This window comes from Geobacter sp., assembly GCF_027327745.1.
GTDB lineage: Bacteria > Desulfobacterota > Desulfuromonadia > Geobacterales > Geobacteraceae > Geobacter.
In genome coordinates this window covers 1-12,627 of sequence record NZ_DAHVYG010000041.1, presented here as the reverse complement: position 1 = coordinate 12,627, position 12,627 = coordinate 1, and the positions used below count along the sequence as shown (strand labels likewise).

At 61.9% G+C, this 12,627-nt stretch carries 14 protein-coding genes; 5 read left to right on the top strand and 9 right to left on the bottom strand.

Annotation, left to right across the window (positions count from 1 at the left end):
• Positions 1-204: 204 nt before the first annotated feature.
• The 5 genes from M6689_RS08650 to M6689_RS08630 all read right to left on the bottom strand — a co-directional run bounded on the left by M6689_RS08650 (position 205) and on the right by M6689_RS08630 (position 6,308).
• Positions 205-1,923 (bottom strand): ammonium transporter, encoded by a 1,719-nt coding sequence (locus tag M6689_RS08650; RefSeq protein WP_298270336.1) that lies wholly within the window; start codon positions 1,921-1,923, stop codon positions 205-207.
• Positions 1,924-2,007: 84 nt separating this feature from the next.
• Positions 2,008-2,772: a hypothetical protein gene (locus tag M6689_RS08645; RefSeq protein ID WP_298270334.1), complete on the bottom strand. Its 765-nt coding sequence runs from the start codon at positions 2,770-2,772 to the stop codon at positions 2,008-2,010.
• A gap of 371 nt (positions 2,773-3,143) precedes the next feature.
• Positions 3,144-4,292, bottom strand: coding sequence for a Na+/H+ antiporter NhaA (locus M6689_RS08640; protein WP_298270331.1), 1,149 nt, complete (start codon positions 4,290-4,292; stop codon positions 3,144-3,146).
• A 42-nt stretch (positions 4,293-4,334) separates the two neighbouring features.
• Positions 4,335-5,486, bottom strand: a complete 1,152-nt coding sequence (gene nifV, locus M6689_RS08635) for a homocitrate synthase (RefSeq protein ID WP_298270329.1) — start codon at positions 5,484-5,486, stop codon at positions 4,335-4,337.
• Positions 5,487-5,621: 135 nt separating this feature from the next.
• The gene (locus tag M6689_RS08630) at positions 5,622-6,308 is read right to left on the bottom strand and encodes a type 1 glutamine amidotransferase (RefSeq protein ID WP_298270327.1); all 687 of its coding nucleotides are present in this window, start codon (positions 6,306-6,308) and stop codon (positions 5,622-5,624) included.
• Positions 6,309-6,466: 158 nt separating this feature from the next.
• Here M6689_RS08630 and M6689_RS08625 point away from each other — a divergent pair, with 158 nt between their 5' ends.
• Together M6689_RS08625 and M6689_RS08620 are read left to right on the top strand one after the other, a co-directional pair.
• A complete protein-coding gene (locus tag M6689_RS08625) occupies positions 6,467-6,748 on the top strand; it encodes a lipopolysaccharide assembly LapA domain-containing protein (protein ID WP_298270326.1) in 282 nt (93 codons plus the stop codon).
• A 227-nt stretch (positions 6,749-6,975) separates the two neighbouring features.
• A complete protein-coding gene (locus M6689_RS08620; protein ID WP_298270324.1) occupies positions 6,976-7,365 on the top strand; it encodes a TraR/DksA family transcriptional regulator in 390 nt (129 codons plus the stop codon).
• Between the two features lie 7 nt (positions 7,366-7,372).
• On the opposite strand, the gene M6689_RS08615 is transcribed toward M6689_RS08620, so the two are convergent.
• On the bottom strand, positions 7,373-8,005 hold the full coding sequence (locus M6689_RS08615; RefSeq protein WP_298270322.1) for a hypothetical protein: 633 nt from the start codon (positions 8,003-8,005) through the stop codon (positions 7,373-7,375).
• 204 nt (positions 8,006-8,209) lie between these two features.
• On the opposite strand from M6689_RS08615, the gene M6689_RS08610 reads away from it, so the two are divergent.
• A complete protein-coding gene (locus M6689_RS08610) occupies positions 8,210-8,566 on the top strand; it encodes a PilZ domain-containing protein (protein ID WP_298270319.1) in 357 nt (118 codons plus the stop codon).
• 210 nt (positions 8,567-8,776) lie between these two features.
• Here the strand turns inward: M6689_RS08610 and M6689_RS08605 are convergent, their stop codons facing one another.
• From M6689_RS08605 to M6689_RS08595, 3 genes are all read right to left on the bottom strand, one after another.
• On the bottom strand, positions 8,777-8,884 hold the full coding sequence (locus M6689_RS08605; RefSeq protein ID WP_004514523.1) for an RCKP-type rubredoxin-like domain-containing protein: 108 nt from the start codon (positions 8,882-8,884) through the stop codon (positions 8,777-8,779).
• Between the two features lie 72 nt (positions 8,885-8,956).
• The gene (locus M6689_RS08600; RefSeq protein WP_298270310.1) at positions 8,957-10,393 is read right to left on the bottom strand and encodes a pitrilysin family protein; all 1,437 of its coding nucleotides are present in this window, start codon (positions 10,391-10,393) and stop codon (positions 8,957-8,959) included.
• A gap of 171 nt (positions 10,394-10,564) precedes the next feature.
• Complete coding sequence (locus tag M6689_RS08595; RefSeq protein WP_298270308.1) at positions 10,565-12,049, bottom strand: pitrilysin family protein; 1,485 nt, start codon at positions 12,047-12,049, stop codon at positions 10,565-10,567.
• 153 nt (positions 12,050-12,202) lie between these two features.
• On the opposite strand from M6689_RS08595, the gene vapB reads away from it, so the two are divergent.
• Together vapB and M6689_RS08585 are read left to right on the top strand one after the other, a co-directional pair.
• Positions 12,203-12,430 carry an antitoxin gene (vapB, locus tag M6689_RS08590; RefSeq protein ID WP_298270306.1) on the top strand — a complete coding sequence of 76 codons (228 nt, stop codon included), beginning with the start codon at positions 12,203-12,205 and terminating at the stop codon, positions 12,428-12,430.
• Positions 12,430-12,627, top strand: a 198-nt coding sequence (locus M6689_RS08585) for a PIN domain-containing protein (protein ID WP_298270304.1), incomplete at its 3' end; no start/stop codon positions are given. The genes vapB and M6689_RS08585, both read left to right, overlap by 1 nt.

Here is a 12,627-nt window from a genome sequence, read left to right as displayed (position 1 = left end):
GTGGTTTTTCAGCCCATCTCGTGCGTTTCACCAACCATTTAGCACAAAGAATGCCGATTTTTTTGTCTGTATTCTCGATACCTTACCAACTGTTATCGCACTTTCCCATTCACCCCTGCCCATTTCGGAGGCCCACCGCTCAAAATTCGTGCAACAGGTGGAGTCGCCGCCGGCGATACCGGCGGCGACCGGGGGTTTTCCGACTTATTCAGGCTTGTGGGGATAGTGTCCGCCCCCCAACGGAAGATGACGGAGGTTGAAGTCGGGATAGGCAGTGACCGCCACTTCGGCCTGATCGAGTCCTTCCAGTTCCAGATCCTTGGGGACCCGGAGGCCGATGACCTTGTCGAGTACCTTGAAGAAGACCCAGGAGATGATGAAGACATAGACGATGTTGGTCAGGGTGCCGATGCACTGGGCGATGAACTGGCCGGAATCGCCGTACAACAGCCCGGTCACCGGGCCCTTGACGCCGTTGAAGCCGTCGCCGTATTTGCCGTCGGCGAAGAGCCCGAGGGCCAGGACCCCCCAGGCGCCGTTGGTGCCGTGCACTGAAACGGCGCCGACCGGATCGTCGATCTTCAGGACCCGCTCGACGAAGAAGACGCTGACGGTGCAGAGGATGCCGGCAATCAGGCCGATCAGCACCGCCGCAGGGGCAGTTACAAAGGCGCAGGGCGCGGTAATCGCCACGAGCCCGGCCAGCAGACCGTTGGCGCTCATGGAGATGTCGGGCTTGCCGTAGCGGATCCACATGAAGACCCACGACGAGAAGGCCCCGCCAGCACCGGCCAGCATGGTGTTGGTGGCGACTACGGCAATCCGGAGGTCGGTGCCGGCCAGAGTGGAACCGGCGTTGAAGCCGAACCAGCCGAAGGCGAGGATGAAGCAGCCCACGACCGCCATCGGAATGTGGTGTCCGGGGATCGGGTTGGGGGAGCCATCCTTGTTGAATTTGCCGATCCGCGGTCCGATCACCATGGCCCCGGCAAGGGCGCAGACCCCGCCGGTCAGATGGACGACCGAAGAACCGGCGAAGTCGACATGGCCGTGGCCAAGCCCGAAGTTAGCGCCGAGTGTGGCAAGCCAGCCTCCCCCCCAGACCCAGTTGGCATAGAGTGGGTAGATGATGCCGGAGACAAAGAAGCCGTATACGAAGAACGACTTCATGTTCCACCGTTCGGCCATGGAGCCGGTACGAATGGTTGCGGTGGTCTCCATGAAGACCATGTGGAACAGGAACAAGGCGAAGATGGATGCGTCATAGACATCGCCCGAGAGGAAGAACCCCTTCATGCCGAAGAGGCCGAAATCTTTGCCGAAGAGATGGATGACAAACTCGCTGTTCAGCGCCTTTGCACCACCCAGCGCAGCTACACCGCCAACTCCGCCCATCTGCAGGGCGAAGCCGCAGATCCAGTAGCCGAGGAGGCCAAGACCGTAGACCATGAAGTTCATCGCCATGGTGTGGCCGGCATTCTTCGCCCGGGTGAAACCGGTCTCCGCCATGGCGAAGCCTGCCTGCATGAACATGACGAGGAAGCCGCAGATCAGGGTCCAGACCATGTTGATGGAGATTCGGTTGTGGCCGACGACGTCTGCCACCTTTGCGGCCAGCGGCTCGGTCTTGCCGAGCTTGTCCAAGTCTTCCTGGGTCGGGGCGTTGGCGGAGCCGCCGACGATGTCGCCAGCTACGCCGGTATTGGCCCCGGAAGGGTCGGTCGTCGCCGCAGGTGCGGGCGCCGGCGCGGCGGGGGGAGCCGGTGCAACGGCCGCCGGCGCTTGTGCGGCCGGTGCACCGGCAGGTGCCTGGTCAGGGGCCTTTTCGGCCGGCTTCTCCTCGGCTAGGGCCGGGAGGGCAAGGATCAGCACCATGAGGCAGGAACAGAGGATGGTGGTCCATTTCCGATAGAGCTCTCTCACTTTGTACTCCTTTCAACTTGGCTCGGTGAGGGGGCTCCGTTGCCCCTGGTCCTCATCGCATTAACCGTTGGGTTGATCTCCGTATTACGGAATATTGATGTCAAGCTGGGTAGTAACGGTGTTCTTGCCGCCGGTGTAGCTGTCGTTGTAGATGTCATAGGCGACGATCAGGGAAACGTTCTTGGAGAAGGCCCACGAAATGCCGAAGTTGAGGGCGCCCACGGCGCTGTTGCCGCTCTGGTAGTCGACCGCCATCCAGAGCTTGTCGGAGATTTCGCTCATGGTCCGGTCCCAGGAGAGGAGCACGCCGTCGTTGGCCGCCTTGCCGTCGCGGTCCACCAGCACCTTGCCGCTGCCGTGGTAGTAGCCGGCCGAGATCCTGCCGAGGGAGGGGACGGCTCCGAAGGCGGGGAGGGTCTTGGCTGCAAGGACATAGGAGATGTTTTGGGTGGTGACGCCGAGTTTGGTGCCAAAGTTGTAGCCACCGGCCGCCAGGGCGGGAGAACCCTTGAAGAGGGAGTCCTCGGGGGTCCCGAGTTTGGCGTTGAAGTAGAAGGGGCTGCTGTCGGCGGGGGAACTGGTGCCGGTCTCCATGTAGTCGCCGCCGACTTCCAGCTGCAGCTTCTCGAAGGGGAGGACGCCGACGGTGATCCCGCCGTCGAAGGTGTTGCTTGCCGGACCGTTTTTCGAGGTGCGGATATAGTTGTCGATCCCGAGGTGGACGGTCTTGTATGCCTGAACGTCGGTGGAGGGAATCCAGATCTGGGTCGAGGGAGTGGCAAGGGCCGTACCGGTTGTTGCAGCGATCAGCGTCATTGCCAGGGCAAAAATCTTCGTTGTCTTTTTCATAACCATACTCCTTTGTAATAAAATTTGAGAATCTTCAGCTACTGCCTGGTGCTGCCACACCTGCCTACCCTTTCATCATACCCCCCTTTCCACCGAAATAAAAAACACCCCCATCAAGGTTTGATGGAGGCGCCGTTGCCTGACCTGAAACCGGTGTTCGAAACATCGCCGGGCACACCCTTGTGCCGCCGAATCTGCCACAATTTAGCAGGAAATATGCCAGTCTACCCTTCTCCCTGTTTACCCAGTGTTTCCCGTTAATTAGAGAATCACCCCTTCCGCGTCCCCACCCCAAACGCAAAAGGAGGTGCCACCGGCACCCCCTTTCTGATCATTTTTTATGCACCCATGCCTTCCGACGCGCAGATGCGTCAGGAGGCCCGACCAACACCGAGCACCCTCCCGGCTCCGAGAGCCACCACTGCCACCGCGGCGCTCATCATCGCCCCCATTTTCGCTGCACCCTGGATCACCGGGTCGACAAAGGCCTCGCCGGAGACGAAGAGGGCGACGGTGAAACCGAAACCGCCGATGATCCCGGCGACGAAGAGCTCCTTTTTCCGCATGCCGTGCGGCAGAGGAAACCCGAATCGTTCCGCCACGCTTCCGAGGAGGAAAATTCCCCCGCACTTGCCGAGGAGCAGTGCCATGAAGACGAGCCAGGTTATGGTGCCGGCGGATGAAAACCGTACGCCGGCATTGGCAAGGCCGAACATAAACATCCCGAAATCGACCACCACCTTCCACTCGTGCTCGAACCGGGCCAGCGGCGACCTGTCCCCGGGGTCGTCCTCGAAGAGATGCATCTTCTCCCGCCGGGCAGGCACCAGGAAAGGGACGATGAAGACGAGGGCAAGGGCCGGATGGAGGTGGGCCCGGTGGAGCCCGAACCAGCTCATGATCCCGGGAGCGAGGAGGTAGGGCCAGTAGTTCCGTACGTGGCAGCGGCGCAGAACGTAGGCAAGGAGCATCCCCCCCAGCAGCAGCAGAAGCCAGCGGGGCTCCACGGGGGAATGGGGGTCGGGGTAGAAGAGGGCGATGATGGCGAGCCCGATGCCGTCGTCGGCCACGGCGAGGAGCAGGAGAAAAGAGATCGCCGGGTGCTCGCTCCCGAAGACGAGCCGGGCCACCAGCCAGGCGAACGCTATGTCCGTGGCGGTGGGAATCCCCCACCCCCGGGCGAGCTCGGCGGAACCGATCAGGTGATTGAGTCCCAGATAGACCAGGGCGGGACCGGCCACCCCCCCCAGTGTTGCCAGGAGCGGATTGACCGCCTTGCGGGGGGGATTGAGGTCCCCTCCGGGAAGACAGCTCTGGGTGATCTCCACGGCGGCGATCCCGAAGAAGAAGACCATGAAGATGTCGTTGGTCAGAAAATGAAACGTGAACGGCCCCAGGAACGGGCGATGGAGGAAGCCGTCATAGCCGGCCGGGTCGAGGTTGGCCCAGGCAAGCGCTAGGACTACCCCCGCGAGCAGCGGTACGGAAAACTCCCGCAAAAGATTGATTCGTCTCTTCATGGTGCTCCCTCGTTTCGGAGATTCATGGCAATTTCACCGCCGTCAGGCCGCCTTCAACGCACATTTCCCCGAGGCATAGAGTCTGCGAAGATCGCCGTCGGAGAGGGGACGCTTCATCCGCTGGGCAATGGCCCGCACCTGCTCCATGAGGCAGACCGCCTCCTTCCTGGAGAGGACGATGCCGAGCTCGCGGTAACGCTCAACTAGGCCGCTGGTCCCCGAGTGCTTGCCGACCACCAGATGCCGGGTGAGCCCCACCTCGGCCGGATCGAACCCCTCGTAGTTCCTCGGGTTCTTGATAACGCCGTCGGCGTGGAGCCCCGACTCGTGGGAGAAGACCCGCTCCCCCACCACCGCCTTCCACGGTGGGACCGGCCGCTGCGAGGCCCTCCCGACAAAGCGCGAGATCTCGTGGAAGCGGTGGGTGTCGATTCCCGGATCGATGCCGCAGGCAAGCTTGAGCCCCATCACCACCTCCTCCAGGGCCGCGTTGCCGGCCCGCTCGCCGAGACCGTTCACGGTGGTGTTCACGAAGCGGGCACCCGCCTTGATCCCGGCGATGGCGTTGGCGGTCGCCATCCCGAGGTCGTTGTGGGTGTGGACCTCGATGTCGACCTCCGGCACCGCCGTCCGCAGCGCCCGGACCTTCTCGTACATGGTGAAGGGGTCGAGAATGCCGAGGGTGTCGCAGAAGCGGAACCGGTCCCCCCCCAGGGAACGGGTGATCTCCATCAGTTCCACGAGGAACAGGAGGTCGGCGCGGCTCGCGTCCTCGCCGCCGACGGAGACGTAGAGCCCTTTTTCCTTGGCGAAACCGAGGGCGACCTTCAGCTGCTCCTTCACCCACTCCCGGCTCTTGCGTATTTTATGGGCAATCATCTGATCGGAAACCGACAGGGAGATGTCGACCGCCGTCACCCCGCAGTCGATGCTCGCCTGGATGTCCGGAACCACGGCCCGGTTCCAGGTGATGAGGCGGGCATTGAGCCCCAGATCCACGAGGGCCCGGATACAATCGCGCTCCTCCTCCCCCATGGCCGGGATGCCGCACTCCAGCTCCTGGACCCCGATGCCGTCGAGCATCCGGGCGATGGCAATCTTTTCTTTCTTGCTGAAAACCACGCCGGCGGTCTGCTCGCCGTCCCGCAGCGTGGTGTCGTCGATGATGATCGGTTGTCTGGCCGCGTTTTCCATGTCTGGCTCCTTCCCCTGAAAAGACGAAACCCCGGGACGATCGTTCCGGGGCGCCATTGCCGACAGAGTTCGAATATGACTCAGGGATAGCACAAGCCGTGCCACGAAAGACGCCAAGAGCCCCGCAGGGAAGCGTCAGACGGCGCCGGCGATACGGAGGAAGTTGGCGAAGAGCCGCCGGGAGGCGTCACGGTAGGAAACGGCGCCGGCCTCGAACTCGGCGATAAAGCGGTCTGCGGCCCGGGCGTCCTCCCCGTCCCAGCCGGCCCAGGCGCCGACGATGGCGGCGGTCACCTCGGGATGGAACTGGAGCCCGTAGGCCGCCTTCCCCACGCGGAACGCCTGGTTCGGACAGGCCGGCGACGAGGCGAGGAGCACCCCCCCGCGGGGGATGGCAAAGGTGTCGTTGTGCCACTGAAACGTCGAAAACTCGCGGGAAATGCCGGCAAAGAGGGGATCGCTCTCCCCCGCGGGGGTAAGGACCACCGGCAGGGTTCCCCGCTCGCCGTTGGCGCCGGGAGTGACCGGCGCACCGAGGACATCGGCCAGGAGCTGGCCGCCGAGACAGATGCCGAGAAACGGCACCCCCGCGTCGACCGCGTCCCGGATGAAACGCTTGACTTCAAGCAGAAACGGGTGCCGCGCCGTATCGTGGACCCCCATCACCCCGCCGAGCACCAGGGCGGCCCGAAATTCAAGGGGCGGCGGCACCCTCTCCACCTCCCACGCCTGAAAGATCCGAAACGGGATTTTTTCCGACTCTAGGTGTTCGGCGCAAGTTCCCGCCGGCACCTCGGGGTCGCTCTGGATGACTGCGATCATACCCTCTCCCCCCAAAAATGACTAAGAATTAGGCACCCGGTTCAACAGTTTCGCGCATGTCCACCTCTTCTGCACGGAACGGGCCGGCGCGGCTGGCACGGGCTACGTGCACCGGTTATACTTAGCGGAGAGCACCATCCCACCATAAGGAGGCCCCCGTGACCCCTGCCATCCTCATCGCCGCCCTCATCGCCCTCGTCTCGATGATCTTTTCCCTCCAGAACGCCCAGAAGGTGCAGGTGACGTTTCTCGCCTGGTTTTTCGAAGGGCCCCTGGTGGTCGTCCTGCTCATAACCTTTCTGGCCGGGGCTTCCGCCGCCTGGCTGGCAACCCTGCCGACCCGCCTGCGCCTGCGCCGGGAGCTTGAAACGCACCGCCGGCACGACGAAGAAGAGGGGAAACAACAAGAAGCCGGCTCACCCCACCGTCAGGGGCTCTGAAAATCTTTTCCATCCAATCCGTAAAACAGCTAAACCCCTCCCTGATGGCGCCCGGCTCGCCCGGGAGCTGGAGCAACTCGTGGGTCAGTTCAGGCTGGTGGAGCGAACGAGGGGGAGACCTCTCTCTCCTGCGATTGCGACGCCGTTGCGATGGTGTACAATCGAACAGTAAAGGATACTCCCGCATTACCCGTGGCGGAGATCACCAGCACGACAGGGAGGGGTCAATGTCAGAAAAGGAACGCCAGGAGCGGCTGAAGGGGATTCTCCTCGAACGGAAGCGCACGCTTTGGAACGAGCTGCGGAACGAGCTGTTCCAGACGCTGGGAAAGGAGTACAACGCCCAGTTCGACCGGGGGATGGATCCGGGGGATCAAAGCCTGATCGATCTCATCGAAGATACCGGGCTGAAGGTGACCGACATCCGGCGGGAGGAACTGACCCAGATGGAAGAGGCGGAACGCAAGCTGGTGGAGGGGACCTACGGCACCTGCGAGGAGTGCGGCGGGGTGATTCCCGAAGAGCGTCTGGCGGTGGTTCCCTTCGCCCCGTGCTGCGTCGACTGCCAGGAGCGGCGCGAGAAGCCGCTGCGCCCCCTGCCGGGGGTCACCCTGTAGAACGACCTTACTCCGCCGGATAACGGTCCAGGCTCACCAGCGTCTCGCGCAGCTCGAAGCGGGCCACGGCGAAGAGCTTGTCCAGGAGCCGCCCCGTCAGGGCGGCGGGGAAGAGGGGAAAGGCAACCCGGTAAATCAGGTCGAGGTACTCGTCGTTGCGGTTTTCCTCCAGAAAGAGGGCGCCGTAGGGGAGGATGGGCGCCGTGAGGAGGGCATCCTCCATGACACTGTCGTCGTCGCTCCAGAAGGGAAGGATCATCTCCAGGGAAATGCGCCCCCCCTCCCCCTCGGGATCTTCGGCGACAAAGAGGAGGATCTCGTCCTGGGGGGTACCGCCATGCTCCAGCACCTCGGGGCAGACGGCGTCGGCCGCCACGACCACCAGCCGCCCGTGCCTCGGATCGAGACCGTAGGGAACCCCCGTGCGGTCCAGATAACGCTCCAGGAATTCGTAGTGCTTCGTCTGCCAGCGCCCCAGTCCCCGGTAGAAATCGGGGCGGATCACTTCAATGTTCGCCTCCAGCTCCTCAAGGGGGATGAACGGCTCCTCCCCCGGCGCGGGACGCGGATTCCGCAGCTCGGGGTTATTCACCACCAGCCGAAGGTGCGACCGTTTTCTCTCGTCGGTTTCGTTTTCCATCGTGGATCCTTCCTCACCGTCTCGTTACCCCTCCCAGCAGGCAGAGGTATTAAAGCATATCAGGCGCAACGCCGCCGGTCCAGTCATCTCTCTTGCCGAAGTTCCGACGTGGTCCCACTCCGTAAACTTTAAATATTATTCATCAAAAAGACGTTGAGCCTGCCCTGAATCCATTTTATAGTTGCTCTCACAACGGGGGGTGCCATGGAAATAAGAGAGCAGAGGCGGTTTCGCCGGGTTTCGTTCGTCACCGAGTCTTTCATCGTCAAAGACGATCAGCAACTGAAGGCAACACTGCTGGATCTATCCCTCAAGGGGGCGCTGCTTAACCTGGACGAATCTTCGTCCCTCGCCTCGGGGGACCCCTGCTCGGTTTCCATCGCCCTCGCAAACTCGATGGTCGTCCTCGAATTCGAGGCGCAGGTCGCCCACGTGCGGGGGACCCACGTTGGGGTGAAGATCGTAAGAATAGACCTCGATTCCATGACCCATCTCCGGAGCATCCTCGAACTCAACTCCGCCGAGCCCGAAGGGGTCCGGCAGGAACTCTCCTTCCTCTAAGGAGCCTGTCGGACTTAGGATAAATCTGCTGCAAATCCGTCTGGCCGGTCCATATTTCGCCGCTTTCTTGGTCAATAGAATAACTATTGACCTGCAAAATCGACAAAATCTGCCCTCGACCAGCCGAATTCTCGCGACGATTTCCTAAGTCCGACTGACTCCTGCGGCGATATGACGAAGGGCGGCCCATGGGGCCGCCCTTTGCCGTTTCTACTCCTGCTTCTCGAAGTTCCCCTTCTCCTGGCACTGGGGACATTTCTGCGGCTTGCACCGCCCCTCCTTGGTGAAGCCGCAGGTCGAACATTTCCAAGTGGCCATCATTTCCCTCCTTTATCATATTCGGCAGTTGCCGGAAGCCCTGCTCCGCTCGGACGGCCTATTTCTGCTGTTCTAAGGTTTATCGGCATTGTTCTCCAGCTTGATCTCCCTGACCGGACCGAATACCGACAGCGGCCGGTCGAACTTCTTCTCGTCCCCCACCACGACGGTCACCATCCCGTCGGGGTGGAGATAGGTGCGGGCCACCCGCAGGACGTCATCCTTCGTCACCCTGGCGATGTTGGCGCGGTAGTTCTCCAGATAGCCGTCGGGGTAGCCGAAGAACTCCACCCGCGCCCGCTGGTTCACCACCACGTCGGCCCGGGCGAAGCCGAAGATGAACGAGTTGATGATGGCGTCCTTGGCGAGGGTCAGTTCCTGGTCGCTCACCGGGGCCTTCGTCATGCCGGCGATGATGTCGCGCATGAGGCCGATGGCCCTGGCCGTGGTCTCGCTCTTGGTCTCGGTCTGGGCCTCGAAGGTGCCGATGAAGCGCCGCCCCACGTCGAAGGCGGCATAGACGTTGTAGGCGAGCCCCTCGTTGGAACGGACCTCGGTCATGAGCCGCGAGGTGAAGCCGCCGCCGAGGATGTAGTCCATGACCCGGATGGCGTAGAGATCGGGATTGCTCTTGTCGATCCCGAGGTGCCCCATCCGGATGGCCGACTGGTTCACATCCTTCTGGGCTTCGAGAACTGCTGGCTTCACCTCCTTCGCCGGCTCGGGGACGGCGGGGGAGTCGACCGCCTCGCGCTTCCAGCCGCCAAAGACCTTCTCCAGGAGCGCGATCATCTCCTTCGGATCGAAATCCCCCGCCACCGCGAGGATCACGTTGTTGGGGTGGAAGTAGCGGTCGTGGAACGCCACCAGGTCGTCGCGGGTGATCGCCGTCACCGTCGCGACGGTCGGGACGCGGCCCAAGGGGTGGTTCGGGTAGAGCGCCTTCCGGAACTCCCGGTCGGCGATCTCCTTAGAGTCGTCGTTCTGGCGGCGCAGCGCCTCGATGGTCCGTTTCCTGGCCAGCTCCACCCGATCTTCTCTGAACGCGGGGGTGCGCAGCACCTGGGAAAAGAGCTCCAGGGTCCGGGGGAGATTGCGCGTGAGGCAGGAGAGGGAGACGTTCCCCATCTCGGCGCCGATGCTCGACTCCACTGAAGAGGCCATGAATTCCAGCTCCCGGTCAAGCTGGTCGGGGGTTAGCTCCTTCGTACCGCCGCTGCGCATAACCGCCCCGGTGAGCCCCGCAAGCCCCACCTTGTCGGCCGGCTCGTAGATGCTCCCGATGTTCACGTAGGCGGTCATGCTCACCAGCGGCAGCTCCCGGTCGGGAATCATGTGGACGATCATGCCGTTGGAGAGGACAGCCCGTTGACTTTTCGGCACCTCGAACTTCAGCGGCGCAAAGGTCATGGTGCGGGGGTCGGCCCGCTTCGGCTCCGCCCCCAGGGCGGCGGCGGGAAGAACAACGGCGGCAAGAAAAATGAGTGCGAATCGTTTCACGATATTCATCGGTTATCCTCGTTGAGTAAATAACGGCATTTTCTGCCACAGAGGGCACAGAGATCACAGAGGGTTAAGAAAAATCAGCATGGCCAGACCTTCGCAACGTTTTGTTTATTCTCTGTGTTCTCTGTGAACTCTGTGGCTGACTGATTTTTTGGATAATCGGGGAGCGCAGGCTCAGTTTTCGGCCTTTTTCGTGATGAACCCGGCGATCCGGTTCTCGCGGGTGAAGTACTTCTTCGCCACCCGCATCACGTCGTCGGGGGTCACCTTCGCCACCTGTTTCCGGTGCTCGATCAGGTAGCGCCAGGTGCCGGCCACCGCCTCGTACTCGGTCAGGTTGCGGGCAAGCCCCCCGTTGGAGAGCATCTGGCGGTTCTCCTCGTACTCCAGCTTGTTGAGGATCTGCTGCAGATCCCGCCCGGAGACCGGCTCTTTTTTCAGCCGCTCCAGCTCCTCGTCGATGGCCTGCTCCACCTCGGCCACGGTGTGGGGCGCCCGGGTAGTGGCGGCGACGACGAAGAGGTTGGGGTAGCGGCTCCCCGGAGCCGAGAAGCTGGAGACCTCGGTGGCAAGCTGCTTCTCCACCACGAGCTTGCGGTAGAGGCGGGAGGTACGGCCGCTGGTGAGGACCATGTCGATCACGTCAAAGACGTAGTCGTCGGGGGAGCCGATGGTCGGCTTGTGGAAACCGACGAGAAATTCGGGACCGGCGGCGGCGATCACCTCGACGCGTCGCTCCCCCACCTGCGGCGGCTCGATGGTCGCCACGGGAGGAACGGGGGTTCCCGGCGGGATGGAACTGAAATACCGCTCCACCAGGGCGATGGTCTTCTCCGGGTCGATGTCCCCCACCAGGGCGATGATGGCGTTGTTCGGCTTGTAGTACTCCCGGTAGAACTTCTCGGCCTTGGTCCGGGTCAGGTTCGCGATGTCGGAGGGCCAACCGATGATCGGCTGGCCGTAGGGGTGGGCGTGGTAGGAGGTCGCCACGAACTCCTCCCAGAGCTTCGACCCCGGCTCGGTGTCGTAGGAGCGGCGCCGCTCCTCCATCACCACGTCCCGCTCGGTATAGAACTCGCGGAGCACCGCGTTCTGCATCCGGTCACTCTCAATGGCGGCCCAGAGCTCCAGCTTGTTGGACGGCATGTTGATCAGGTAGGTGGTCCCGTCCTTGCCGGTCATGGCGTTGTAGCCGGTGCCGCCGTTCTTCGCGTAGATCTCGGCGAATTCCTCCTTGACGACGAACTTCTCCCCCTCGGCCTCCAGCTCCTTGAGCCGCTTCGACAGCTCGGCCACCTTCGCCGCATCCGCCTTGTCCCCCTTTGCCTTTTCAGCGGTGAGGGCGAGGGCGGTCTTCTCGATCCTGTCCAGGACCGGCTTCTCGGCGGCATAGTTGGTGGTCCCGAGGGTCTTGGTCCCCTTGAAGAGCATATGCTCCAGGAGATGGGCCACCCCCCGCTCGTCGCTCCGCTCGTCCACGCTGCCGACCCGGAAGCGGATCCAGGCCGCCACCGTGGGGGAGGTGTGGCGCTCCACCATCAGGAGCTTCATCCCGTTCTTCAGGGTATGCTCCCGCACCCGCTCCTCCAGGCCGGCGCCGAAGACCGGGAGGGAGAGGAGCATCACCATGAAGCACACAACGAATCTTACCGTTTTCATCAGCACCTCGTTTCGTTCAGCTTGAAATGTCGTCACTTTTATGGCCTGCAGGCCTTGTCGGGATCTCATTTTCTCAGCGCTGTTGAAATTTTCACTTGCCAGCCAAAGAACTGAAATATATACTTCAAATATATATTATCGTGGAGGCCTATCATGAAAACTGCAAAAATATTTCAAAATGGACAAAGCCAGGCTGTCAGGCTTCCGAACGAATTAGGCTTCGACGACAGCGAGGTATTTATCAAGAAAAGCGGCAACGTCGTTCAGTTGATTCCCCGGACCGATTCGTGGAATTCCCTATTCGGCAGCCTCAAAAAATTTTCCCGCGACTTCATGACCGAGCGGATACAACCTGAACTGGACAAGCGGGAGAGTTTCTGATGAAACTGCTCCTCGACACCAATATCTGCATTTACATCATCAAGCAACGGCCGGCGGCCGTACTTGATCGTTTTCTGGAGTACCAGATCGGCGACATCGGCATTTCCTCCATAACCCTCTCCGAATTACGCTACGGTGTTTCCAAGAGCGCCCACAGAGAGAAAAACGCCAAAGCTCTCGACGAGTTCATCATCCCA

Bases quoted from the DNA above. Each gene is read 5' to 3' on its own strand.
- M6689_RS08645 (WP_298270334.1), bottom strand. From the start codon at position 2,772: ATGAAAAAGACAACGAAGATTTTTGCCCTGGCAATGACGCTGATCGCT.
- M6689_RS08640 (WP_298270331.1), bottom strand. From the start codon at position 4,292: ATGAAGAGACGAATCAATCTTTTGCGGGAGTTTTCCGTACCGCTGCTC.
- nifV (WP_298270329.1), bottom strand. From the start codon at position 5,486: ATGGAAAACGCGGCCAGACAACCGATCATCATCGACGACACCACGCTG.
- M6689_RS08630 (WP_298270327.1), bottom strand. From the start codon at position 6,308: ATGATCGCAGTCATCCAGAGCGACCCCGAGGTGCCGGCGGGAACTTGC.
- M6689_RS08620 (WP_298270324.1), top strand. From the start codon at position 6,976: ATGTCAGAAAAGGAACGCCAGGAGCGGCTGAAGGGGATTCTCCTCGAA.
- M6689_RS08615 (WP_298270322.1), bottom strand. From the start codon at position 8,005: ATGGAAAACGAAACCGACGAGAGAAAACGGTCGCACCTTCGGCTGGTG.
- M6689_RS08610 (WP_298270319.1), top strand. From the start codon at position 8,210: ATGGAAATAAGAGAGCAGAGGCGGTTTCGCCGGGTTTCGTTCGTCACC.
- M6689_RS08605 (WP_004514523.1), bottom strand. From the start codon at position 8,884: ATGGCCACTTGGAAATGTTCGACCTGCGGCTTCACCAAGGAGGGGCGG.
- M6689_RS08600 (WP_298270310.1), bottom strand. From the start codon at position 10,393: ATGAATATCGTGAAACGATTCGCACTCATTTTTCTTGCCGCCGTTGTT.
- M6689_RS08595 (WP_298270308.1), bottom strand. From the start codon at position 12,049: ATGAAAACGGTAAGATTCGTTGTGTGCTTCATGGTGATGCTCCTCTCC.
- vapB (WP_298270306.1), top strand. From the start codon at position 12,203: ATGAAAACTGCAAAAATATTTCAAAATGGACAAAGCCAGGCTGTCAGG.